Raw genomic sequence first — 23,440 nt, forward strand, 5'->3', positions numbered from 1 at the left:
CGGTCCGCATTGCCGGTATCCTTTCTGGGGACCAACCACCAGCAGAACGGACCACCTTGGTACAGATCGAACAGCTTGCCGCCCGCACCCCGGCAGTCTCGGTGGACGAGCTCCTCAAGGGCTTCTACCCGTCGCCGCGGTTTGGCGAGGTCTCCTTTTCGAGCTACCGCCCGGACCCCAAACAGCCCAGCCAGGCCGCCGCAGTGCGTGAACTGCAGGGATTCGCCGACGGCGTGGGGTCGGGCAACGGGGGCGGGCTTTTCAAGAAGCTGTTCGGCAAGAAGGACGAGTCCAGGGCCGGCATTTACCTGGACGGCGGCTTCGGCGTGGGCAAGACGCACCTGCTCGCGTCCCTGTGGCACGCAGCCCCGGGCCCCAAGGCTTTCGGTACCTTCGTGGAGTACACCAACCTGGTGGGCGCCCTCTCCTTCCGCAAGACCGTGGACGCCCTGAGCAGCTACCAACTGGTCTGCATCGACGAATTCGAGCTGGACGATCCGGGCGACGCCGTCCTGATGTCCCGGCTCATGCGGGAACTGGCCGACGCCGGCGTCAAACTTGCCGCCACCTCCAACACCCTGCCGGGCTCCCTGGGCGACGGCCGGTTCGCCGCCGTGGACTTCCAGCGCGAAATCCAGGTGCTGGCAGACCAGTTCGAGGTCATCCGCATCGACGGCGAGGACTTCCGGCACCGCGGCCTCCCCGCGGCACCGGCCCCGCTGAGGAACAGCGAGCTGAATGCCCACATGAAGGCGGAGTTCGACGGCAAGACCGTGGCACAGGACGAGTTTTCCACGCTCATCCACCACCTCGCCGGCGTGCACCCCAGCCGCTACCGCCAGTTGATCGACGGCATTGACGGTGTGGTGTGGCGCAACGTGGAAACCATTACCGAGCAGGCTGTGGCGCTGCGCTTCGTGGTGCTGGCGGACCGCCTCTACGACAAGGACGTTCCGATCCTGGCCAGCGGTGTTCCGTTCGACAAGCTGTTCACCGAGGAAATGATGACCGGCGGGTACATGAAGAAGTACTTCCGCGCCGTGTCCCGCCTTACAGCCCTGGCGCGCGAAGGCCAGAACCACGAACCTTCCTAGCGGGTTCCCGGTTCACCGCCGCTGCGTTCCGGTTTCTGCCGCCTGACCAGAGTTGCCCGGACCACCAGGCCGGCCAGGAGTGCCCAGAATGCTGAACCAATGCCCGCAAAGGCCAGGCCCGAAGCTGCCATCAAAAAGGTGACGGCGGGCGCGATGCGGTCCTCCGGGTCCGCCAGCGCGGCAGACACGGCTGACGCCAGCGTGCCCAGCAGGGCCAGACCCGCCACGGCTTCGAGCATTCCCGCCGGCGCCTGGTTCACCACGGAGACCAGGGCGGTGGAGAAGGCGGCCAGCACCAGGCAGTCCGGACGTGAAGCCGGCCACCCACCGCCTGCTGCGGTCGGCGCCGGCCTCATCGCCGGCGGCCAGCGCCGCGCTCAGCGCCGCGAGGTTGATGGCGTGGCCGCCAAATGGCGCCGCCGCAACAGTTCCCGCTCCCGTGACCAGCATGGCCGGCTGCCAAGGTGTTTCATACCCGAAGGAACGAAGCACCGCTACGCCGGGCACGTTCTGCGAGGCCATGGTCACCACGAACAACGGGAGGGCGATCCCTGCCATGGCCTGCAGGCTGAATGCGGGCGTGGTCCACGTTAGTGCAGGCATCAGGGCACCCGAATCCACGGACGTGCCGGCAGAGGCCAACGAAACACCGATCACGGCCAGGGCCACAAGCAAGGCAGCGGGCACGGCCCACCGCGGAGCGAACTTCATCATCACCAGCCAGCAGAGAATTACCGGCGCCACAAACACGGGCACCGTGCCCAGCGCCTTGAAGGGGGCCAGGCAGAGTTGCAGCAGGACCCCGGCCAGCATCGCCTGGGCCAGGGAGGAGGGGATCTTCGCCATCACCCTGCCGAGCGCCGGCACAAGGCCGGTCAGGGCCAGCAGCACCCCGGCGGCAATGAAGCTCCCGACGGCAGACGGCCACCCGCCGTCGGGCATCCCTGACGCCGCAAGCAGCGCCCCGCCCGGCGTGGACCAGGCCAGCGTTACCGGAACCTTGGAGCGCCAGGCGAGGACAAGGACGCCAAGGCCGACGGCGAGCGTCAGCGCCAGCAGGCCGGACGCTGCCTGCGCGGGATCGGCGCCCACTGCCCTGAGCCCGGCCAGGACGACGGCAAACGACGAGGTGAAGCCCACCAGCGCGGTGACGATGCCGGCCACCACCGGACGGGACTCGATCCGGGTCCGGCCGGCAGGTGGAGTGGTGGAAGGTGCGGGGGGCTTGGGCATATCCGCAGGTTACCGGTGGGGCTTGGGGAAGCGGGAATTGCAACGGCATCGCGGTCAACCGGCCTCAACTGTGCCGCGTATAGACAGTCCTTAAACGCCAAAGGCGCGGGCGCCGCCTCGCGGCGGGACCCGCGCCCCGTTGACGTGCTAGGGCAAGGCCCTGGCCAAATCCTTTACGGAGCCCTGTCAACCGGCGGAACCGGATTTGCAGGAGCAGCCGGGGGAACCTGCCCGGTGGCAGGTGCCTGGCCCGGGGTTCCGTTCTTGTCCACGAGCTTGGAAGCGCCATCCTGGATCTTGTCGACGTGGCCTGCGTACTTGCCGCCGGTCTTGGTGTCGACGAAATCGCCGGCCTTGCTGATGCCGTTCTTGATGGCCTGCTCGTTACCGCGGATGAGACCCTGAGCCTTGCCCTTTAGATCGTCAATCAAACCCACGAGCACCTCCCTTCTATCGCGGAGCCAGGTTGCTCCTCGCGCATTCGATCCTATCGGGGGCGGAGAAGGGGTGCCAAGGGAATTGCGTTCGCCAGCAGCGGATACCCGAAACGACAAAAGCAGCTCCGGAGAGCTGCTTTTCGTGGTGGGCGATACTGGGATCGAACCAGTGACCTCTTCCGTGTCAGGGAAGCGCGCTACCGCTGCGCCAATCGCCCGGAACCGGAAGACCGGCAAATGGGATAAAAAGAGAGCGGACGACGAGATTCGAACTCGCGACATCCACCTTGGCAAGGTGGTGCTCTACCAGCTGAGCTACGTCCGCGGATGCAGGATGTTCCGGTAAACCGGTGGTACTGCGGGCAAGTTTCCTTGCCAGTGGGCGATACTGGGATCGAACCAGTGACCTCTTCCGTGTCAGGGAAGCGCGCTACCGCTGCGCCAATCGCCCATTGAATCCGAAAGATCCGGAATCCATGGTTTTCACCGAGGTGGGTACGGGATTCGAACCCGTGTATACGGCTTTGCAGGCCGCTGCCTCGCCTCTCGGCCAACCCACCGTGTTAGCTTCGGTTCCTGGGAACGTTTGCTGTGACAGTGTCCTGCGAGCGGACGACGAGATTCGAACTCGCGACATCCACCTTGGCAAGGTGGTGCTCTACCAGCTGAGCTACGTCCGCATTTTGGAGGTTGATTCCCTGCCGTTTCCGGCATTTCCTCGCGTTCCAACGAGTAAAAACAATATAGGAGGTTCCGGGAAACTCCAAATCGCTCCGTCCGCCTGATGCGGGATGCCCCCCGCTTCCGCGTGATTCCGGGGGTTTAGTGACTTACAGCTGTGTAATTTTACGACGGCGTCTGGCGGTCTCCCGCGGCCGGGTTGCTGGTGGGAGGTGCTGCTGGAGGCACTTTTGCCGGGAGGCGCCGAGGGCGCCGAGGCCGATTTTTGAAATGGGGCAGAGGTGGGCTAGCATTCAAATGCATCGGGGCGATTGGCGCAGTGGTAGCGCGCTTCGTTCACACCGAAGAGGTCACTGGTTCGAACCCAGTATCGCCCACCCGCAGAGGTCCGTTTCCGCTCATCAGCAGCGGAAGCGGACCTTTTTTCGTGTGCAGCTCCGGCTCCCGGAGCTTTTGTCGGCCCCCTGTGAAAGAGTCTTTTGTATGACTGATCCGCTTCTCGCCCATGCCACCGAATACGGTCGGATGTACGCACGGTCAACGTCTGAGCAGTTCGCCGTCCCTTCCATCACCACCGTGATCAGCCAGCAGCCACACGGCCTCGACGGCTGGTTCGGTTACATGGGTGCCAGCAGCCTGGCCAATGACCCGCTGCTCTCGGACTGCCTGGGCAGCCCTGCCAAGATCAAGCAGGCCATCAACCGTGCCGCCAAGGCTGCCGAAACCTACCGGGATGACGCCGCCCGGCGCGGCGACCGCGTCCATAACTACTGCGAACAGGTGGCGCTGCGCGCACTGGGGCGGCCGCACGCCATGAAGGAAGCCCGCGAGGCCCTGGCCGCCAACGGCGAGGAAGCCTTCGCGGTGCGCTTCGATGAATGGTGGGAACTTTTCCGGGTGGAGCCCATCGCTCCCGAGATCACGGTGTGGAACGATTCCGTCGGTTACGCCGGAACCCTGGACCTCGTAGCACGTATCAACGGGCGCGTCTGCCTGATTGACTACAAGACCAAGGGCACCACCCGGGACGGGCTGGTCAAGCCCCTGGATAACAAAGTGGTCATGCAGTTGGTGGCTGGGATGAAGGCGGAAGAGAGCCTCGTGGATGCGGAGGCGGGAACCTGGGAGCCTTGGAAGTATGGGGAAAATCCCGTCCTGCTGGCGGTCGCCATCGGTGAGACAGAGGTCCGGCCCGTCCGGGCAAACCCTGAAGTCCTTAAGCACCACTGGTGGAAATTCTGCGCGCTGCGCCGGGTCTGGGAACTGAACGCCGACACGATCGGTGCCGGCACGGCGCTGCTGCCTATCGCACCTCCGCCGCTCGCCCAGGCAGGAGCTGTCCAGGCGCGCACGGCTTAGCTCCGTGCAGCCATCAGCACTGCACCTAAACTGGATAGGTTCCAATTGCCGCCAACCGTGAGGACAAACAGCGCATGGCTATTCTGAATATCCGCATCATCGGCGATCCTGTGTTGCGCACAGTCGCCGATCCAGTGACGGAATTCGGACCCGAGCTTGCCAAACTGGTCGCCGACATGACCGAGACCATGGAGGACGTCGACGGCGCCGGGCTTGCCGCTCCGCAGGTCGGCGTCAGCAAGCGCGTCTTCACCTACCGCATCGACGGCGTCGAAGGACACATCATCAATCCGGTCCTGGAGAACAGCGGGGACTACCAGCCGGACCATGTGGAAGGCTGCCTCTCCATTCCGGGCCTCGGGTTCCCGGTCCGCCGCTTCCGGTCCACACGGGTCACCGGCGTGGACATGCATGGCAACCCCGTCTCCATCGAAGGGGAGGGCATGCTGGCACGCTGCTTCCAGCATGAAAACGACCACCTGGACGGCATCCTCTACACCGACCGGCTTGAGGGCGAGGACCGGAAGGCTGCACTACGGTCCATCCGCAACGCCAACTATGACGCCGTGACCGAACGCACCACGGCCAAGCGCGCCAAGAGCGTGGGGTCGAGTTTCGGCGGGTCAAGCATTGGCGGAAACAGCGCCCCCGGCGCCAGCTTCGGCGCAGCCGGGTGAGGGTCCTCTTTGCGGGAACCCCCGCGGCCGCAGTCCCATCCTTTGACGCACTCGTCAACGCCGGGTTCGAAGTCGTCGCCGTCCTGACCCGCCCCGATGCACCCATCGGCCGGAAACGCGTGCTGACGCCGTCGCCCGTTGCGCAGCGGGCCGCTGAACTTGGCATCGACGTCATCCACGCAGCCCGCCTGGACGCTGAGGCCATCGCCAAAATCTCCGCAGTGCAGCCGGACGTTGCTGCCATCGTCGCCTACGGCGGCCTGGTCCCACCTGCAGCCTTGGACATACCGCGGCACGGCTGGGTCAACCTGCATTTCTCTTTGCTGCCCGCCTGGCGTGGTGCCGCCCCCGTCCAGCGGTCCGTCATGGCCGGTGACGACGTCACCGGTGCTGTTACCTTCCAACTCGAGGAAGGCTTGGACACGGGCCCTGTTTTCGGCACCCTGACGGAAGCCGTCAAACCCCAGGACACGGCAGGGGACCTGCTGGAGCGGCTTTCCCACAGCGGCGCGGTGCTGCTGGCACAGACACTGTCGGCCATCGACGCCGGAAAGGCCTCCCCCCAGCCGCAGGCCGGCGAGGTGTCGCTTGCGCCCAAGCTGACCCTGGAGGACGGCCATCTCAACTGGGCCCATCCGGCGCTGGCCATCAGTAGGCAGGCACGCGGCGTTACCCCGGAGCCCGGCGCCTGGACCCTGCTGGACGGACAACGGGTCAAACTCGAGCCGGTCCGGCTCCGCCCCGAGGTGACCCACCTGGCTCCTGGCGCAGTGGCGCTCCACGGGAAAGCTGTGCTGGTTGGAACAGGTTCCCACGCCGTGGAACTCACCCGGATCCAGCCAGCCGGCAAAAAGATGATGGCCGCAGCCGACTGGGCGCGCGGCCTGGCTTCTCTGGAAAGTGTGGTGTTCGAATGAGCAGCTCCGGCGGCAACGCAGGCGGACAAGGCAGCGCCGGAGGGCGGGGTGGCGCCGGGAGGAACGGCCAAGGCAGCAGCGGCGGACCCGCCGGTGGCCGCGGCAGGGGCGGACCTCCGGACACCAGCAGGCGCAATGCCCAGGGACGGGAACGCAACCGCGGGCCCAAACGGAACTTCACCGAGCAGGCGCCGTCGCAGCGGACCAGGCGCGCCGACCCCGCGCGCCTGGTGGCCTTCGAAGTCCTTCGCGCCGTGGCCCAGGAGGACGCCTACGCCAACCTGGTGCTGCCCGCCCGCATCCGGCACCACCACCTGGACAAGCGGGACGCCGGCTTTGCCACCGAGCTGAGCTACGGGGCCCTGCGCGGCCAGGGCACCTACGACGCCATCCTGGCACGCTGCGTGGACCGGCCCCTGTCCCAACTCGATCCCGCCGTCCTGGACGCCCTCCGCATCGGCGCGCACCAGCTGCTGGCCATGCGGGTCCCGGCGCACGCGGCGCTGGACCAGACCGTGGGGCTGGCCCGTGCAGTCATTGGCGCCGGTCCCTCCGCCTTGATCAACGCCGTCCTGCGCAAGGTGTCCGCCCGCACCCTTGAAGAATGGCTGGACCTGCTGGTGGAGGGCGAAACCGACCAGACGAAGATTGCCGCGCTGCGGTTCGCCCACCCCGAGTGGATCGTGCGGGCCATGCGCCAGTCGCTTGTGGCACACGGCAGGCCCGCCACCGAAATCGACGGCCTGCTGGAAGCCGACAATGCCGCCCCGGTGGTCAACCTGGTGGCCCTGCCCGGGCTGGGCAGCCTGGACGAAGCCCTGGAAAACGGTGCCGCCCCCGGCGAACTGGTGGAAGGCTCCGCGCTCTCCAGCGGCGGGGACCTGGGCCGCCTCGCGTCCGTGCGGGCCGGCACCACGCGGGTGCAGGACGTTGGGTCCCAGTTGGTGGCCAGGGCCCTTGCTGCCGTGGACCTCGGCGGGGCGGCGGACCGTGCAGGCGCAGACCGCACAGCCCCCGGCTCAACAAAGGAGGCCTGGCTGGACCTCTGCGCGGGACCCGGTGGAAAAGCTGCGCTCCTTGGCGCCCTGGCACACCAGCGCGGTGCCACACTGCTGGCGAACGAACCCGCGCCGCACAGGGCAAAGCTCGTCAGCCAGGCGTTGTCTGCAGTTCCGCACGACACCTGGCAGGTCCGCACCGGTGACGGCCGGGACGTGGGGGCCGAGCAGCCGGAACGGTACACCCGAGTGCTGGTGGACGTTCCCTGCACCGGCCTGGGAGCACTGCGGCGCCGGCCGGAGTCCCGGTGGCGGCGCTCGCCCAAGGACATCACGGACCTCGGCCCGTTGCAGCGCGAACTGCTGGCCTCCGCCCTTGCGGCAGTCCGTCCCGGGGGAGTGGTGGCGTACGTGACCTGTTCACCGCATCCGGCGGAGACCACTGCTGTGGTGGCGGACGTCCTGCGCAAGCGCGATGACCTGGAACTCCTCGACGCCGGCGCCGCCCTTGACGCGGTCAGCCTGACCGGAAGCCTTGAGGCCGGGCACGACATGACGGCCCAGCTCTGGCCCCACATCCACCACACCGACGCCATGTTCCTGGCCCTGATCAAGAAGAAGGCCTGAACGGGAGGAAAACCCGTGCAGCTTTCAACCCACCGACGTATTTGTCCGCGGGACCACCGCACCTTCAGCGAAAGGCACACCCTTGACGCAATGCTGCATCAACCCGAGCATCCTCTCCGCCGACTTCGTCAACCTTGAAGCCGAACTTCAGCGGATCAGCAATGCCGACGCCGTGCACGTAGACGTCATGGACAACCACTTCGTCCCCAACCTGACCATCGGGCTTCCCGTCGTCGAGCGGATCCAGGCCGTCAGCCCGGTTCCGCTCGACGCCCACCTCATGATTGCCGATGCCGACCGCTGGGCACCCGGGTTCGCCGACGCGGGCCTGGCGTCGGTGACGTTCCACGCCGAGGCCTCCATTGCACCCATCAAGCTGGCCCGGGAGCTGCGCAGCAGGGGAGCCAAGGCGGGGATGGCCCTGCGGCCTGCCACGCCGGTTGAGCAGTACCTGGACATGCTGTCCGAGCTGGACATGCTGCTCATTATGACGGTGGAGCCAGGCTTCGGCGGCCAGGCCTTCCTGGACGTCACCCTGCCCAAGATCCGCAGGGCCCGCGCAGCCGTGGACGGATCAGGGGCTGCCGTGGCCATCCAGGTGGACGGCGGCATCACCGAGGAAACCATTGAGCGCGCCGCTGAGGCCGGCGCCAATGTCTTCGTGGCAGGCTCCGCCGTTTACGGCGCGGACGATCCCGCCGCCGCCATCGACCTGCTGCGCGCCAAGGGTGCGCGGACATTACGTGCGGCGACGGAATAACCGGGAGCCCCTGCAGGTTGTGGCACAATAACAACACACATACGTGCTCCGGGGTCGGTGTAAGTCCGAACCGGCGGTGACAGTCCGCGACCCGCGAGCCGGTGTTCTCTTCAGGGGGATCCCGGCGGACGGTTGAACCGGTGGAATTCCGGTACCGACAGTTAAAGTCTGGATGAGAGAAGCACGTACAGCTGTATCTGTGCAGCCTTGCGCCGCGCAGCGTTCTGCTGTCGTATCCCCGGAGCCATCGCGGTTCGACAGGGAAGGAACGACACACGAATGAACCCCCAGCGATGGCTCTTTAACGCCGAAACTCCTGCCGCTTTGATGGCAGGCCCACATCCCGCGTCCGCGCTGCCAACAACGGCCGCCGCATGACGGGCGCCGTGGAACTGCACCCCGCCGCCGGGGTGGTCACCGCCTTCACCGCAGACGAAACCCGGGCCATGGATCATGCCCTCCAGGCAGCCCTCCAGGGACCGCGCGGTGCAAACCCCCTGGTGGGCGCAGTCGTCGTCGGTCCTGACGGGAAGGACCTCGTAACGGGTTACCACCGCGGAGCCGGCACCGCGCACGCCGAAGCCGACGCCATTGCCCAGGCTGCCGCCGTCGGCCTGGATCTTTCCGGCTGCACCATGGTGGTCACGCTGGAACCCTGCAACCACGTAGGCCGCACTGGCCCGTGCACGGAGGCGATCATCGCCGCGGGGATCACCGACGTCGTCTACGCCGTTGACGACCCCCACGACCCCGCCGCCGGCGGCGCCGCAACCCTGCGCGCGGCGGGCATCCGGGTCAGGAGCGGCCTTGGCGCCGAGGAAGCGCTGGACCTGAACCGCCAGTGGTTCGAGGCCGTGGCCGCCAAGCGCCCCTTCGTCACCGTCCACATCGCCCAGACGCTGGACGCCCGGATCGCCGCGGAAGACGGCACCAGCCAATGGATCTCCAGCCCCGAGTCCCTTGCGGACAACCACGGGATCCGCAGCCGCATCGACGCCATCCTGGTAGGTACCCAGACCGTGCTGGTGGACAACCCCCGGCTGACCGCCAGGGACGCTTCAGGCAATCCCTCGCCCAAACAGCCCGTCCGGGCCGTCATGGGGCTCCGCGGAATTCCGGCGGACGCCGCCATCCACGGCGACGACGGCCTGGCCGTGCACCTTCCCACCCGCGACCCGCGCGAGGCGCTGTCCATGCTTTACGACGCCGGCACCCGCCACGTCATGGTGGAGGGCGGCTCCAGCATCCTGAGCTCCTTCCTCGCCGCAGGCCTGGTGGATGAACTCATTGTGTACCTGGCGCCAACCCTGCTGGGATCCGGCACCCCCTCATTGAACGGGCTCGGCATCACCAGCCTCCCGGACGCCCAGCAGTGGGAATGGGACCCGTCCGACGGCGGCGCTGTCCGTACGCTGGGCCGGGACCTTCGACTGCACCTGAGACCGCAGCGCAAAGTTGCACTCGACCACCAACCAACCCGCGCCACCGCGGAGCAAGCCCAGGGAGGCTACTGATGTTCACCGGAATTATTGCCGAGCAGGGGCAGGTGCTGTCCGTGGAGCGTGACGGCGACACCAGCGCCACCCTCCGCTTGCACGCGCCCGGCTCGACCGAGGGCCTGGCACTGGGTGGCTCCATCGCCGTCAACGGGGTCTGCCTCACGGCAACAGCGATTGACGGCAAGGACTTCAGCGTGGACGTCATGGGCGAAACCCTGGTCCGCAGCACCATCGGCGAGCTTACCGCCGGGGACACCGTGAACCTGGAGCGCTGCGTTCCCGCCGGCGGCCGCCTGGACGGGCACGTGGTGCAGGGACACGTGGACGGCGTCGGCGTCCTGCTGGAACGCGAACCCCAGGGCAACTGGGAGCGGCTGCGCTTTGGCGTGCCCGCCAACCTGGCCCGCTACATCGCCGAGAAGGGCTCCATCGCCATCGACGGCGTCTCCCTCACGGTGACGGCAGTCAGCCCGGCAGCCGAGCAGGAGCCGTGGTTCGAAGTGGGCCTGATTCCCACCACCCTGGCCGAAACCGGTCTGGGCACCAAGACCACCGGCAGCCGGGTGAACCTGGAAGTGGATGTGCTGGCCAAATACACCGAACGCCTGCTTGCCTTCCGCGGCGCAGGCGAAGCAACCTCCGCCGGCGAAGCCGCAATTGCCGGAGGTGCCCGGTGAACGCCGCAGTACACCTGGAATCCCAGGTTGCCGCCGATCTGGTGTCCGCCGCAGCGCCGGCCGCACCGGCCAGGGGACTGGACACCATCGAGGACGCCGTGCGCGCCATGGCCGCCGGCCACCCCGTTCTGGTGGTGGACAACGAGGACCGCGAAAACGAAGGCGACATTATCTTCGCCGCCCAACACGCCACGCCGGCACTGATGGGCTGGACCATCCGCTACAGCTCCGGCGTCATCTGCGTGCCGTTGACGGGAGTCCGTGCCGATGCCCTGGCCCTGCCGCCCATGACGGCCGTCAACGAGGACGCGAAGGGCACCGCCTACACCGTGTCCTGTGACGCCGCCACCGGTGTCAGCACGGGAATCTCCGCCACCGACCGGGCCCTGACCGCCCGCGTCCTCGCGGACCCGAATGCCGGTCCGGCATCCGTGACCCGGCCGGGGCATATTTTCCCGCTCCGGGCAGTTGACGGAGGTGTGCGGGAACGCCAGGGCCATACGGAGGCCGCGGTGGACCTGTGCCGCCTGGCAGGCCTGGAGCCTGTCGGGGTGATCGCGGAAGTGGTGTACGACGACGGTGAAATGATGCGCCTGGACGGGCTCCGTTCGTTCGCAGCTGAACATGGATGCCCCCTGATCTCCATCGAGGACCTGGTGGCGTATCTTGAAGCCGGGGCCGGGGGAGTCCCGCAGGAGGATGCCCGGGCGGTCCCGGGCGAAGAGAAGGAGAAGCCATGACGGCAGCGGCAGCCAGCGACGACAGCCACCAGGACGGCCACCGGAAGCCCCACGCGGTGTCCGGTGAAGCGCCCCATCCCGTCAGCGGAGGGCCCATCGTCCAACTCCCCACCGCCTTTGGCGACTTCGTAGCCCAGGCATGGACGGACCTCGTGACCGGCGTTGAGCACCTCGCCGTCAGTTCCCCCAACCCTCCCACCGACGGAAAAGCTCCCCTGGTGCGCCTGCACTCCGAGTGCCTGACCGGCGATGTCTTCGGTTCCTACCGCTGCGACTGCGGTGAACAACTTGCCTTCGCACTGGAACTGATCCGGGACAACGGCGGCACCCTGCTCTACCTCCGGGGCCAGGAAGGCCGCGGCATCGGGCTGGCCAACAAGATCAAGGCCTATGCGCTGCAGGAAGCTGGCTTCGACACCGTGGAAGCCAATGAGCAGCTGGGCCTGCCCGTTGACGCCCGGTGCTACAAGGCCGCGGCCCAGATCCTCGCCGAGATGGGGCTGCATGAGGTGCGGCTGTTGAGCAACAACCCGGACAAGCAGAACAGGCTGGCCAAGGCCGGGGTGAAGGTCGTGGAAATGGTGCCCACCGAGGTGCCGTCCCGCGAACAGAACATCCGGTACCTGCGCACCAAGAAGGACCGCATGGAACACCGCCTGCTGCTGGACACGCAGGCGGCCCCCGTTTCCGTGCCGGCCCCCGAAGCCCCCTACGACCACGAACAAGACTGACGTCTTCAAGAACGAACGGAACAGAAGAACCCATGAGCGGACACGGCGCCCCCGACATTGACCTGAGCACCCTCAACCCGGCCGAAACCTCACAGCTGAAGCTGGCGATCATCGCAGCCAGCTGGCACACCCAGATCATGGACGGGCTCCTGGACGGCGCGCTCCGGGCGGCCAAGGACGCCGGCATCGCCGAGCCCACCGTCCTGCGCGTTCCCGGCAGTTTTGAGCTTCCGGTGGCTGCCGCGCGGCTGGCACCGCACTTTGACGCCGTCGTTGCCCTCGGCGTCGTGATCCGCGGCGGAACCCCGCACTTCGACTACGTCTGCCAGGCCGCGACGTCGGGCCTGACCGACGTCAGCGTCTCCACCGGAGTGCCGGTGGGCTTTGGTGTGCTCACCTGCGACAACGAACAGCAGGGCCTGGACCGCGCCGGGCTCCCCGGCTCCAAGGAAGACAAGGGCCACGAAGCCGTGACCGCAGCGCTGGCCACCGCCGTCGTCCTCAAGCAGTACCGCAGCTAAACGCTGCAGCGGACGGGTGCGGTGTGTATTCCCTCACATCGCGCCCGTCATGCAAGGGCCCGGGAAGCGCCCGTGCGGCCGCAGCAAGTAGGCTGGAGGGCGTGAAGAATTTCGAGACGCTGTTCGCTGAGCTCAGCGAGAAGGCAGCCGCCCGCCCGGAAGGCTCCCGCACCGTCGCTGAATTGGAGTCCGGTGTTCACGGCATCGGCAAAAAAGTCGTTGAGGAAGCAGCCGAGGTTTGGATGGCTGCCGAATATGAATCCGATGAAGCCGCGGCCGAGGAAATCTCCCAGCTGCTGTACCACCTGCAGGTTCTGATGCTCGCCAAAGGCCTGACCCTGGAAGACGTCTACAAGCATCTGTAGCCACCGGTCCGGCGCGTTTTTGCCGCCGGTTCCTGCCGTGGCCTGCACTGCTTGAACACCTAGACAACTCTAAATCCAGAAAGTACTTCCCATGCTGCGAGTAGCCGTCCCCAACAAAGGCTCCCTGTCCGAAGCCGCCTCCGCCATGCTCTCCGAAGCCGGATACCGCCAGCGGCGCGACAGCCGCGAGCTGGTCATGGTGGACCCCGACAATGACATCGAGTTCTTCTTCCTCCGCCCCCGCGACATTGCCGTGTACGTGGGGCAGGGAACGCTCGACGTCGGCATCACCGGCCGCGACCTGCTGCTGGATGCCGAGGTGGAAGCCGAAGAGCTGCTTCCGCTGGGATTCGCCGCCTCCACCTTCCGCTTCGCCGGCCCGGTAGGCGACTTCAGCTCCGCCGCGGAGCTGGAAGGCAAGCGCCTGGCCACTAGTTACGACGGCCTGCTCCGGAACTACCTTGCCGAGCGCGGCATCAACGCCAAGGTGGTCCGCCTGGACGGCGCCGTCGAATCCTCCGTCCGCCTCGGGGTCGCCGACGCCATCGCCGACGTCGTGGAAACCGGCAACACCCTGAAGGCCGCCGGAATGGAAATCTTCGGCGACCCCATCCTCAAATCCGAAGCAGTCCTGATCCGGCGCACCGGCAACGGCGGGGCCGCCAACGGCACGGCCAAGGAGATCGAAGTCCTGATCCGCCGCCTCCAGGGCGTCCTGGTGGCACGGCAGTACGTGCTGATGGACTACGACATCCGCAAGGAACTGGTGGAAAAAGCGGCCAGCCTGACCCCCGGCCTCGAGTCGCCCACGGTCTCGCCGCTGCGCGACTCCGACTGGGTGGCCGTCCGGTCCATGGTGCCCAAGAAGGAGACCAACCGGATCATGGACGAGCTGTACGACCTCGGCGCCCGCGCCATCCTGGTCAGCAGCATCCACGCCTGCCGCATCTGACAACCGGCACCCTTCAGCAGCACAGAACATCCAGGAGTTCCCATGGCAGTAGCAGTTCGAGTCATTCCCTGCCTCGACGTCGACGCCGGGCGCGTGGTCAAGGGCGTCAACTTCGAGGGCCTCCGGGACGCCGGCGACCCCGTGGAGCTCGCCCACCGCTACGACAATGCCGGTGCCGACGAACTGACGTTCCTCGACGTCACGGCATCCTCCGGCAACCGCGAGACCACCTTCGACGTGGTCCGTCGCACCGCCGAGGAAGTCTTCATCCCCCTGACCGTGGGCGGCGGCGTCCGCGGCGTGGCCGAAGTGGACAAGCTCTTGCGCTACGGCGCCGACAAGGCCTCGATCAACACCGCGGCCGTGGCCCGGCCCGACGTCATCGACGAGATCACCCGGCACTTCGGTTCCCAGGTGCTCGTCCTGTCCGTCGACGCCCGGCGCACCCGCCCGGGATCCCAGCCCACGCCGTCGGGATTCGAAGTGACCACCCACGGCGGGCGCACCGGCACCGGGATCGACGCGATCGAGTGGGCCAGGGAAGCTGCGGACCGGGGGGTGGGGGAGATCCTGCTGAACTCCATTGACGCCGACGGCACCAAGGACGGCTTCAACCTCGAGCTCATCAAGCTGGTCCGGGCCGCCGTCAAGGTCCCCATCATCGCCTCCGGCGGGGCAGGGGAGCCTGCCCACTTCCCGCCCGCAGTAGCGGCCGGCGCGGACGCAGTCCTGGCCGCATCGATCTTCCACTGGGGCCCGGACAACATGATGCACCAGGTCAAGGACGCCATCCGCGAAGCAGGCTTCGAAGTACGGTAGTTCCCACGGAAAAACAAGGCCGGGTCACTGAGGTGACCCGGCCTTCTTCTCTAGAGCCCTACTTCGGCTGACTGGAGGAGGGCGACGGCGTCCGGCTGGCCTTCGAAGGTGACCAGGGCGTGGCGGGTGCGGCCGTGGGCGTGCATCAGCAGTTCGCCCGGCTCGCCGACAATGGCCACGGAAACAGGCGCGCGCTTGGCGACGTGGCGGGGGCCGGACGGGCGCACCAGCACAATGCCAAGGTCCACGCCGCGGTACAGGATGGCGGCGCGCTTCACCAGTTCGTCCCACAGCGCGTCGGAGTAGGCCTCATCGAGTGCCCTGGGGGCCCACCGGTCCACGGCGCGCCGGACGTCCTCGGTGTGCACGAAGTACTCGATCAGGTTGGCGCTTTCGTCCAGCGCCTTGATGCTCATCGGAGAGAGCGCGGGCGGGCCCGCGCGGAAGGTGTTTACCAGCCGGGCGTAGTCGTCGCTGCCGGTGAGCTTGGCAGCCAGCTTGGCCGTGGCCTGGTCCGATGCCTTGGCCAGCCGCTTGATCACCAGGCCGAGACCGACGGCAGCCTTGCGCTCGCGCAGGTACAGGTGCGCGGCAAGGTCCCTGGTGCGCCAGCCCTTGCACAGCGTTGGCGCATCAGGGCCCGCCGCAAGCAGGGTTTCGGCCAGGACTTCTCGGGACGGTTCGACGAAATGCATCACTTGTGAAACTAGCACGAGAGCTGTGGAGTTGGGCAGCACTGGAGCGCCGGTGGCGTGCCGTTGTTCACAACAGGAGAGCGGGTGCGTGAAGGCACTAGACTTGACCCGATGTCTGAGCAGCCAACCCCCGTCCAAACCGCAGGACCCGACGTGCCTCACGTGCCGTCGTCGTCCGTTGAAGCGCCCTCCGCCAGCCCCCTTCCGGAAGGGATCGCCGCGGCACTCAAGCGCGACGCCGCAGGCCTGGTGGCAGCAGTGGTGCAGCAGTACGACACCAACGAAGTGCTGATGCTCGGCTGGATGGACGATGAAGCCCTGCACCGCACCATGACCACCGGCCGGGTGACGTTCTACTCCCGCTCACGCCAGGAGTACTGGCGCAAGGGCGACACCTCGGGGCACGTCCAGTGGGTCAAATCCGTGGCCATGGACTGCGACGGCGACGCACTGCTGGTGCGCGTCGACCAGGTGGGTGCCGCGTGCCATACGGGCACCCGGACCTGCTTTGACGGCAGGGACCTGGCCGTGGTGGAAGGCCAGGCGGGCTAGGCAGAACCGCTGCCCGGGCCGGCCCCATCGAGGCTGCAGCCACCCAGCAAGCACACCCAAGGTGCCGGCACGGCCGGCGCTCTCGAAGAACAGGCGGACAAGCATAGCCATGCAGGACCTTGGAACCATCAGCCCGAGCCTTGAGGAATTCCGGGAACTCGCCGGCCACAGCCGTGTCATCCCCGTCAGGCTCAAGGTCCTGGCCGACGCCGAGACCCCCATCGGCCTGTACCGGAAGCTGGCGCAGGGCCAGCCCGGCACGTTCCTCATGGAATCGGCGGCGGTGGGCGGAGCCTGGTCCCGCTACTCCTTCATCGGCGCCAGGTCCCGCGCCACCCTGACCACCAAGGACGGCCAGGCGCACTGGCTGGGCGAGCCCCCGGCCGGTGTGCCGGTCAGCGGCAGCCCCGTGGATGCCATCCGCGACACCATCGACGCCCTGCGTACCGACCGCTTCGAAGGACTGCCGCCCTTCACCTCCGGCCTGGTGGGCTTCCTTGGCTGGGAAACCGTCCGGCACTGGGAACGGCTGGTCAGCCCGCCCGAGGACGACCTGCAGCTGCCCGAAATGGCACTTAACCTGGTCACCGACATGGCTGTGCATGACAATGTGGACGGCACGGTGCTGTTGATCGCCAACGCGATCAACTTCGACAACAGCTCCGAGCGGGTCGACGAGGCCTGGCACGACGCCGTGGCCCGGGTCAAGGAACTCCTGGCCAAGATCAGCGCGCCCGTGGTGCAGCCGGTCTCCGTGCTGGAGCCTGCGGCCCTGGACTTTGCCTCCAGCGTGCAGGAACGCTGGGATGAAGCCGAATACCTCGCAGCGCTGGACCGCGGCAAGGAAGCCATCGTGGACGGCGAGGTTTTCCAGGTGGTCATCTCGCGCCGGTTCGAGATGGAATGCAACGCGTCCGCACTGGACGTGTACCGCGTGCTGCGCAACACCAACCCCAGCCCGTACATGTACATCTTCAGCCTGGCCGACGCCGAGGGCCGGGAGTACTCCATCGTCGGGTCCTCCCCGGAAGCACTGGTGACGGTGACGGGCGAGGAAGTCATCACCCACCCCATCGCGGGCTCCCGTCCGCGCGGGAAGACCGTGGAAGCGGACAAGGCCCTGGCCGAGGAACTCCTGGCGGACCAGAAGGAACGCGCGGAGCACCTGATGCTGGTGGACCTCTCCCGCAACGACCTCTCCAAGGTCTGTGTTGCCGGTACCGTGGATGTCACCCAGTTCATGGAGGTGGAGCGCTTCAGCCACATCATGCACCTGGTGTCCACGGTGGTGGGCACGCTCTCCCCGCAGGCCAAGGCGTACGACGTCCTAAAGGCCACGTTCCCGGCCGGTACCCTTTCCGGGGCGCCGAAGCCGCGCGCCCTGCGGCTCCTTGACGAGCTGGAACCGCACCGCCGCGGCATCTACGGCGGGGTGGTGGGCTATTTGGACTTCGCCGGTGACATGGACATGGCCATCGCCATCCGGTCCGCCCTGATCCGGGAGGGGCGCGCGTACGTCCAGGCCGGCGGCGGCATCGTGGCCGACTCCGTGAACCCCACAGAGGCCCTGGAAACCGTCAACAAGGCAGCCGCGCCGCTGCGTGCGGTGCACACGGCAGGCTCCCTGCACAACATCTCCGCGGAATCACTCCCCGGTGGGGCGGAGTCCTGATGCCCGGTTCCGGAGTAGCCGCAGGCCAGCCAGGTAAGGCAGGTAAGCCAGGCCAGGCAGGGAAGGCGGCCGAGTCCTCGAGGTCCCGGGCTGTGCCCGTGTGGGCGCGCAAGTCCAACGTGGTGCTGCTGATCACCGTCCTGGCCCTGGCCGCCTTCGGGACCACTACGCAGACCTGGATGACGGCCACACTCGACCCCAACCAGCTGGGCCAGGCGGCAGCAACCCAAAACGCGATCCAGGTGCAGGGCAGCAAGGCCGCCACCACCGTGACGGCCCTGGCCCTGGTGGCGCTGGCCGGCGGCCTCGCCGCGGCCATCGCCGGCAGGATCGCCCGCTGGGTCATCACCGCCATCATCCTTCTTGCTTCAGCCGGCGTGGTGACCGCCGCGGCCATGGTCCTGGCCGACCCCCTCGCCGCGGCGCAGGGAACCATCGCAGGCGCCACCGGTGTTTCCGGCAGCCAGGCCCACGTTGAGGTCACCGCCTTTCCCGTGCTCGCCGTCGTCGCCGGCTGCCTGCTGGCCCTGGCGGCCCTGTTGATCCTGCCCGCGTCCCGCTACTGGAAGACGCGCACCAAATACGACGCCCCGGCCACCGCCGGCAGCGCTGCACCGGCCGGCCCGGTGGACGAGATTGACAGCTGGGACCGGCTTTCCCGGGGCGAGGACCCCACTTAAGGCCGGGTTTGCCAGCGCCGGGCCGGGCGTTGAAGCCCGGCGGTACGCGGGCGGCAGTCAAAAAATGGCAGAATGTAAGCAGTATCCATCCTGAGGAGATTTTCCATGAGCAAAGCACCTGCGTCCGTTTCCAAGTCAGGCACCCGCACGGTTGCCCCCGGCGCCATTGACCACAGCCAGGAACTGGGCCACGGCAACAGCCCGGCAGCCTGGACCTGCGTCATCGTCATGCTCGTAGGCGCACTCATCGCAGCCATCGCATTCGTCATCGCCAGCACCCCCATCTTCATCGGCGGTGCCGTCGTCATGGTCGTCGGCCTGATCCTCGGCTACATCATGCGCAAGGCAGGCTACGGCGTCGAAGGCAGCAAGCTGAAGAACTCCGGCCACTGATGGCGACTGTTCTCGATGACATCAACGCCGGTGTCAGGGAGGATATGGAGGCCAGGAAGCGGCTCGTTTCCTTGGCTGAGCTGAAGGACCTGGCCCAGGCCGCGGCACCTGCCCGCGACGCCTGGGCGGCTCTCGGCGGAAGCTCCCCAACCCGGGAACAGCTGAAGGTCATTGCCGAAATCAAGCGCCGCAGCCCCTCCAAGGGCGATCTCGCCAGCATCGGAGATCCGGCGTCGCTCGCCCGGCAGTACGCCGACGGCGGTGCCTCCGTCATCAGCGTGCTCACCGAGCAGCGCCGCTTCAACGGGTCGCTGGCCGACCTGGACGCCGTTCGTGCCGCCGTCGACACCCCCTTGCTGCGCAAGGACTTCACCCTCGACGAGTACCAGATTTGGGAAGCCCGAGCCCATGGTGCCGACCTCATCCTCCTGATCGTGGCGGCCCTTTCCGACGCCCAGCTCGCCGAGTTCAGCGCCCTCAGCCACGAACTTGGCATGAACGTACTGGTGGAGACGCACACGGAAGAAGAGATCGAGCGTGCGGTCGCGGCCAAGGCGCGCATCATCGGCGTCAACGTGCGCAACCTGAAGACGCTCGACGTCGACCGTTCAGTTTTTGCCTCACTGGCGGGGAAGATCCCTGCTGAGGCCGTCGTGGTCGCAGAATCCGGCGTCCGTGACGCTGACGACGTCACGCATTACGCCGCCAGCGGGGCCAACGCCATACTGGTGGGCGAGGCGCTGGTAAGCCACGCGACCCCGCGCGAACGAATCGCCGAGTTCACTGCCGCGGGCGCCGCCGCCATCGCGGCCCGCGCCTGAGGCACGCGAACCTGATCCTGTGGGGCCGCCAGCCGGCCGCGCAGGACCGCACTCCGGCTCCACGCCGGAGCAGAAGACTTTTGACCGCCAACTTCGAAGAGGACAGGACTGATGGCTCAAGCACCCTCAGGAAACGCTGACAACAACACCGCGGAAGCATTCCTGCAGGGCGGATCCCTCCGCCACGCCCCGGGGCCGTACTTCGGCAACTACGGCGGGCGATGGATGCCGGAGTCCCTCATCGCCGCCCTGGACGAACTCGAAGAGACGTTCAACAAGGCCAAGGACGATCCCGAGTTCCGGGCCCAGATCGCGGACCTGAACAAGAACTACTCCGGCCGTCCGTCCCTGCTGACGGAAGCCAAGCGGTTCTCCCAGCACGCCGGTGGAGTGCGTGTGTTCCTCAAGCGCGAGGACCTGAACCACACCGGATCGCACAAGATCAACAACGTCCTGGGCCAGGCGCTGCTTGCCAAGCGCATGGGCAAGACGCGCATCATCGCTGAAACCGGCGCCGGCCAGCACGGTGTGGCCAGCGCCACGGCAGCCGCGCTGATGGGCATGGAATGCGTGGTCTATATGGGTGCCGAGGACTGCCGCCGGCAAGCGCTGAACGTTGCCCGCATGGAACTCCTCGGCGCCAAGGTCATCCCCGTCACCAGCGGATCTCAGACCCTCAAGGACGCCATCAATGACGCCCTCCGTGACTGGGTGGCCAACGTCGCCAACACCCACTACCTGCTGGGGACCGCGGCGGGCGCACACCCGTTCCCGGCCATGGTCCGGTACTTCCACGAGGTGATCGGCGAGGAAGCCCGAGCCCAGATCCTGGAGCAGGAGGGGCGCCTTCCGGACGCCGTCTGCGCCTGCATCGGCGGCGGCTCCAACGCCATCGGTATTTTCCACGGCTTCCTGGACGATCCTTCCGTGAAGATCTACGGCTTTGAGGCCGGCGGCGAGGGCGTTGAAACCGGACGCCACGCCGCCACCATCACGCTGGGCAAGCCCGGGGTGCTGCACGGCGCCCGCTCCTACCTCATGCAGGACGACGACGGGCAGACCATCGAGTCGCACTCCATCTCCGCCGGCCTGGACTACCCGGGCGTCGGCCCGGAGCACTCGTACCTGGCCGATATTGGCCGGGTCAGCTACGAGCCCATCACCGACAGCGAAGCGATGGAGTCCTTCCGCCTCCTGTGCCGCACCGAGGGCATCATCCCTGCCATCGAGTCCTCGCACGCGCTGGCAGGCGCCATCAAGGTGGGCCAGCGGCTTGCCGCCGAGGATCCTGCGGCCGTGGGCGACAAGATCGTCATCGTCAACCTGTCCGGGCGCGGTGACAAGGACGTGGCCACCGCCGCCGAATGGTTTGACCTGCTGGACAAGAATTCCGCCGAATCCGAGATCGGCAAAGAGGGGGAGCAGCTGTGAGCAGCGCAGAGATCAACGGCACGGCAGGAACGGCCAACCCGGCAGCAGGCACCAGCAAAGCTGCTGCCGCCATCGACAGGGCACGCGACCAGGGCCGCGCCGCCCTAATCGCCTACCTGCCCGCCGGCTACCCCAGCGTTGAGGAATCCATCACCGCCGGCATCGCAGCGGCCCGGAACGGCGCCGACCTGATCGAGATCGGCATTCCGTACTCGGATCCCGTCATGGACGGCCAGGTCATCCAGGCCGCCACCACGGAGGCGCTTGCCAAGGGCTTCCACGTCAGCCAGGTGTTCGACGTGGTTGCCGGCATCACCAGCCAGACCGACGCCGCCGTCCTGGTCATGACCTACTGGAACCCCGTGGTCCGCATGGGTGTGGATGAATTCTCGCGCCGGCTGGCCGAAGCCGGGGGAGCGGGGCTCATCACCCCGGACCTCATTCCTGACGAGGCCGCCGAATGGATGGCAGCCTCGGACAAGTACGGCCTGGACCGTGTGTTCCTCGTTGCCCCGTCGTCCACCCCGGAGCGCATGCAGCGCACCGTGGACGCGAGCCGTGGCTTCGTTTACGCCGTCTCCATCATGGGCGTCACAGGTGCCCGTACGTCCGTGAGCAGTGCCGCCAAGGATGTTGTCGCCGCAGCACATGGTGCCGGCGCGGAACGTGTCTGCGTAGGCCTGGGTGTGTCCAATGCCGACCAGGTGCGCGAGATTGCCGCCTACGCAGAAGGCGTCATCGTGGGCACAGCCCTGGTGAAGACCCTGGGCGACGGCGGCGTGGACGCAGTTGCCACCCTCACCAAGGACCTCAGCACCGGCCTGGCGAAGGTCAACGGGGCCACGCAGGAAAGCGGGGCCTAGTCCATGGAGGCACTCCTTCAGGCAACAGCACTGGCTCCCGCCCTGGTTCCGGCGAGCATCCCCAGCCCGGACTGGTCCGGTTTCGACATTCCCCTGCCATGGGGCAGCCTGCGGATCCACGCCTACGCGCTGTGCATCCTGGCCGGAATCATCGTTGGCCTGTGGTTGACCTCCGTGCGGTGGGCCAAGCGCGGCGCCCCTGAAGGCAGTGTCTGGGACATCGTTATCTGGGCCATCCCCTTTGGCATCATCGGCGGCCGCCTCTACCACGTGGTCTCATCGCCGGACGCCTACTTCGGACCCGGCTTTGACGGCACCGGTGACCTCTCCCTGATCCCGCAAATCCAGCGCGGCGGGCTGGGAATCTGGGGCGCCGTCGTCCTCGGGGCCGTCGGCGCCTGGATTGGCTGCCGCCGCAGCGGGGTCAAGCTGAGTGCCTTCGTTGACGCCGCGGCACCCGGGCTGCTCCTGGCCCAGGCCATCGGCCGGTGGGGCAACTACTTCAACCAGGAACTCTTCGGCGGACCCACCACCCTGCCGTGGGGCCTGCAGATCGACTCCAACAACCCCAACTTTCCTGCAGGCATGCCTGCAGACACCCTGTTCCACCCCACCTTCCTTTACGAGTCGCTGTGGAACCTGGCCGGCGTACTGATCCTGCTCGCCCTGGACCGGCGCTTCCACTTCCGCCGGAGCCGGCTCTTCTGGCTGTACGCCATGTACTACACCCTGGGCCGTGTCTGGATCGAAGCCATGCGCATCGATGACGCAGAGCAGATCAGCATCTTTGGCATCACCACACGGCTCAACGTGTGGACCAGCATCTTCGTCTTCCTCGCGGCACTGATCGCCTTCATTCTCCTGGGCCTCAAGGGCCGCCCCGATCCGGACACCGTCTACCTGCCCGGCCATGAACCGGAGAAGTCCGTGGAAGCCTCCACGGACTCAGGCGCCAGTCATGAAGTCCGTGATACGGACCGCGGTGTCTCAGATAGTGATTCGCGTGGTAATCTCCCTGATAACCACAGCGGTTCCAGGCATGCTTCCGACCCCACGGAAGACGCCGCGGCGGCACCGGAAGGCTCAAAGCCCGGAACGGATGCCACCGCTGCCGGACACTCCGGCAGCACAGCCACCGGACCCGCGTCGGAGGCAGGCACCGTCAAGTAGGGCGCCGGCCAGGCAGGGCAGCAGAGCCACCGCTCGAAGGGCCCGAAGAACCACAACGTCGTGGCATGGGGCAGTC

At 67.1% G+C, this 23,440-nt stretch carries 24 protein-coding genes, 6 tRNA genes, 1 pseudogene and 1 riboswitch; of the genes and pseudogenes, 23 read left to right on the forward strand and 8 right to left on the reverse strand.

The annotated features are described in order from the left end of the window. Positions 1–56 precede the first annotated feature (56 nt). Positions 57–1,094, forward strand: coding sequence for a cell division protein ZapE (gene zapE / locus ACETK3_RS17340; RefSeq protein ID WP_306969769.1), 1,038 nt, complete (start codon positions 57–59; stop codon positions 1,092–1,094). On the opposite strand, the pseudogene ACETK3_RS17345 reads toward zapE, so the two are convergent. The 7 genes and pseudogenes from ACETK3_RS17345 to ACETK3_RS17375 all read right to left on the reverse strand — a co-directional run bounded on the left by ACETK3_RS17345 (position 1,091) and on the right by ACETK3_RS17375 (position 3,444). Further along, positions 1,091–2,327: pseudogene (locus tag ACETK3_RS17345) on the reverse strand (benzoate/H(+) symporter BenE family transporter). The gene zapE and the pseudogene ACETK3_RS17345 overlap by 4 nt on opposite strands. A 173-nt stretch (positions 2,328–2,500) precedes the next feature. After that, positions 2,501–2,770, reverse strand: coding sequence for an antitoxin (locus ACETK3_RS17350; RefSeq protein WP_373462176.1), 270 nt, complete (start codon positions 2,768–2,770; stop codon positions 2,501–2,503). Positions 2,771–2,907: 137 nt separating this feature from the next. Further along, a tRNA-Val gene (locus ACETK3_RS17355) sits at positions 2,908–2,982 on the reverse strand. Between the two features lie 34 nt (positions 2,983–3,016). Beyond that, positions 3,017–3,089: transfer RNA gene (locus ACETK3_RS17360), tRNA-Gly, on the reverse strand. A 54-nt stretch (positions 3,090–3,143) separates the two neighbouring features. Continuing rightward, positions 3,144–3,215, reverse strand: a tRNA-Val gene (locus ACETK3_RS17365). A gap of 38 nt (positions 3,216–3,253) precedes the next feature. Then, a tRNA-Cys gene (locus ACETK3_RS17370) sits at positions 3,254–3,324 on the reverse strand. A 47-nt stretch (positions 3,325–3,371) separates the two neighbouring features. Continuing rightward, positions 3,372–3,444, reverse strand: a tRNA-Gly gene (locus ACETK3_RS17375). A gap of 306 nt (positions 3,445–3,750) precedes the next feature. Between ACETK3_RS17375 and ACETK3_RS17380 the strand changes: the two genes are divergently transcribed. The 14 genes from ACETK3_RS17380 (at position 3,751) to hisF (ending at position 15,087) form a co-directional block, all read left to right on the forward strand. Continuing rightward, a tRNA-Val gene (locus tag ACETK3_RS17380) sits at positions 3,751–3,822 on the forward strand. 106 nt (positions 3,823–3,928) lie between these two features. Then, the gene (locus tag ACETK3_RS17385) at positions 3,929–4,804 is read left to right on the forward strand and encodes a cytochrome (protein ID WP_237430280.1); all 876 of its coding nucleotides are present in this window, start codon (positions 3,929–3,931) and stop codon (positions 4,802–4,804) included. Between the two features lie 74 nt (positions 4,805–4,878). Further along, positions 4,879–5,481, forward strand: coding sequence for a peptide deformylase (gene def / locus ACETK3_RS17390; RefSeq protein WP_237430281.1), 603 nt, complete (start codon positions 4,879–4,881; stop codon positions 5,479–5,481). Next, positions 5,478–6,398 carry a methionyl-tRNA formyltransferase gene (gene fmt, locus ACETK3_RS17395; RefSeq protein WP_306969765.1) on the forward strand — a complete coding sequence of 307 codons (921 nt, stop codon included), beginning with the start codon at positions 5,478–5,480 and terminating at the stop codon, positions 6,396–6,398. Before def ends, fmt begins: the two co-directional genes overlap by 4 nt. Beyond that, on the forward strand, positions 6,395–8,023 hold the full coding sequence (locus tag ACETK3_RS17400; protein ID WP_306969764.1) for an RsmB/NOP family class I SAM-dependent RNA methyltransferase: 1,629 nt from the start codon (positions 6,395–6,397) through the stop codon (positions 8,021–8,023). The genes fmt and ACETK3_RS17400 overlap by 4 nt, the downstream gene beginning before the upstream one ends. Before the next feature lie 82 nt (positions 8,024–8,105). Beyond that, positions 8,106–8,783, forward strand: a complete 678-nt coding sequence (rpe, locus tag ACETK3_RS17405) for a ribulose-phosphate 3-epimerase (RefSeq protein ID WP_306969762.1) — start codon at positions 8,106–8,108, stop codon at positions 8,781–8,783. A gap of 39 nt (positions 8,784–8,822) precedes the next feature. Further along, positions 8,823–8,972: riboswitch (FMN riboswitch) on the forward strand. Between the two features lie 185 nt (positions 8,973–9,157). Next, complete coding sequence (ribD, locus tag ACETK3_RS17410) at positions 9,158–10,297, forward strand: bifunctional diaminohydroxyphosphoribosylaminopyrimidine deaminase/5-amino-6-(5-phosphoribosylamino)uracil reductase RibD (RefSeq protein WP_373993257.1); 1,140 nt, start codon at positions 9,158–9,160, stop codon at positions 10,295–10,297. Beyond that, positions 10,297–10,959: a riboflavin synthase gene (locus tag ACETK3_RS17415; protein ID WP_236802113.1), complete on the forward strand. Its 663-nt coding sequence runs from the start codon at positions 10,297–10,299 to the stop codon at positions 10,957–10,959. Before ribD ends, ACETK3_RS17415 begins: the two co-directional genes overlap by 1 nt. Further along, a complete protein-coding gene (gene ribB, locus ACETK3_RS17420; RefSeq protein WP_373993258.1) occupies positions 10,956–11,699 on the forward strand; it encodes a 3,4-dihydroxy-2-butanone-4-phosphate synthase in 744 nt (247 codons plus the stop codon). Before ACETK3_RS17415 ends, ribB begins: the two co-directional genes overlap by 4 nt. After that, positions 11,696–12,430 carry a GTP cyclohydrolase II gene (gene ribA / locus ACETK3_RS17425; RefSeq protein WP_236802114.1) on the forward strand — a complete coding sequence of 245 codons (735 nt, stop codon included), beginning with the start codon at positions 11,696–11,698 and terminating at the stop codon, positions 12,428–12,430. Before ribB ends, ribA begins: the two co-directional genes overlap by 4 nt. A gap of 32 nt (positions 12,431–12,462) precedes the next feature. Continuing rightward, positions 12,463–12,951: a 6,7-dimethyl-8-ribityllumazine synthase gene (ribH, locus tag ACETK3_RS17430; protein WP_018770776.1), complete on the forward strand. Its 489-nt coding sequence runs from the start codon at positions 12,463–12,465 to the stop codon at positions 12,949–12,951. A gap of 101 nt (positions 12,952–13,052) precedes the next feature. Further along, entirely contained in the window at positions 13,053–13,316 is a 264-nt protein-coding gene (locus ACETK3_RS17435; RefSeq protein ID WP_236821832.1) for a phosphoribosyl-ATP diphosphatase, read from the forward strand. Positions 13,317–13,407: 91 nt separating this feature from the next. Next, positions 13,408–14,268: an ATP phosphoribosyltransferase gene (hisG, locus tag ACETK3_RS17440; protein WP_142134150.1), complete on the forward strand. Its 861-nt coding sequence runs from the start codon at positions 13,408–13,410 to the stop codon at positions 14,266–14,268. A 42-nt stretch (positions 14,269–14,310) separates the two neighbouring features. Then, positions 14,311–15,087, forward strand: coding sequence for an imidazole glycerol phosphate synthase subunit HisF (gene hisF / locus ACETK3_RS17445; RefSeq protein ID WP_373993259.1), 777 nt, complete (start codon positions 14,311–14,313; stop codon positions 15,085–15,087). Positions 15,088–15,137: 50 nt separating this feature from the next. Here hisF and ACETK3_RS17450 read toward each other — a convergent pair whose 3' ends face one another. Then, a complete protein-coding gene (locus tag ACETK3_RS17450) occupies positions 15,138–15,782 on the reverse strand; it encodes a TIGR03085 family metal-binding protein (RefSeq protein ID WP_236802836.1) in 645 nt (214 codons plus the stop codon). Between the two features lie 111 nt (positions 15,783–15,893). On the opposite strand from ACETK3_RS17450, the gene hisI reads away from it, so the two are divergent. The 8 genes from hisI (at position 15,894) to lgt (ending at position 23,364) form a co-directional block, all read left to right on the forward strand. Further along, entirely contained in the window at positions 15,894–16,334 is a 441-nt protein-coding gene (hisI, locus tag ACETK3_RS17455; protein WP_236802115.1) for a phosphoribosyl-AMP cyclohydrolase, read from the forward strand. A 109-nt stretch (positions 16,335–16,443) separates the two neighbouring features. Continuing rightward, positions 16,444–18,006, forward strand: a complete 1,563-nt coding sequence (locus tag ACETK3_RS17460; RefSeq protein ID WP_236802116.1) for an anthranilate synthase component I — start codon at positions 16,444–16,446, stop codon at positions 18,004–18,006. Beyond that, a complete protein-coding gene (locus tag ACETK3_RS17465; protein ID WP_236821834.1) occupies positions 18,006–18,686 on the forward strand; it encodes a Trp biosynthesis-associated membrane protein in 681 nt (226 codons plus the stop codon). The genes ACETK3_RS17460 and ACETK3_RS17465 overlap by 1 nt, the downstream gene beginning before the upstream one ends. 105 nt (positions 18,687–18,791) lie before the next feature. Continuing rightward, complete coding sequence (locus ACETK3_RS17470; protein ID WP_236802118.1) at positions 18,792–19,079, forward strand: HGxxPAAW family protein; 288 nt, start codon at positions 18,792–18,794, stop codon at positions 19,077–19,079. Beyond that, on the forward strand, positions 19,079–19,900 hold the full coding sequence (gene trpC, locus ACETK3_RS17475; RefSeq protein ID WP_236802119.1) for an indole-3-glycerol phosphate synthase TrpC: 822 nt from the start codon (positions 19,079–19,081) through the stop codon (positions 19,898–19,900). Before ACETK3_RS17470 ends, trpC begins: the two co-directional genes overlap by 1 nt. A gap of 111 nt (positions 19,901–20,011) precedes the next feature. Beyond that, positions 20,012–21,331, forward strand: coding sequence for a tryptophan synthase subunit beta (trpB, locus tag ACETK3_RS17480; protein WP_373993260.1), 1,320 nt, complete (start codon positions 20,012–20,014; stop codon positions 21,329–21,331). Further along, positions 21,328–22,194, forward strand: a complete 867-nt coding sequence (gene trpA / locus ACETK3_RS17485) for a tryptophan synthase subunit alpha (protein ID WP_373993261.1) — start codon at positions 21,328–21,330, stop codon at positions 22,192–22,194. The genes trpB and trpA overlap by 4 nt, the downstream gene beginning before the upstream one ends. 3 nt (positions 22,195–22,197) lie before the next feature. After that, the gene (gene lgt / locus ACETK3_RS17490) at positions 22,198–23,364 is read left to right on the forward strand and encodes a prolipoprotein diacylglyceryl transferase (RefSeq protein WP_373993262.1); all 1,167 of its coding nucleotides are present in this window, start codon (positions 22,198–22,200) and stop codon (positions 23,362–23,364) included. Positions 23,365–23,440 lie beyond the last annotated feature (76 nt).

This window comes from Arthrobacter sp. E44, assembly GCF_041877125.1.
Taxonomy (GTDB): domain Bacteria; phylum Actinomycetota; class Actinomycetes; order Actinomycetales; family Micrococcaceae; genus Arthrobacter.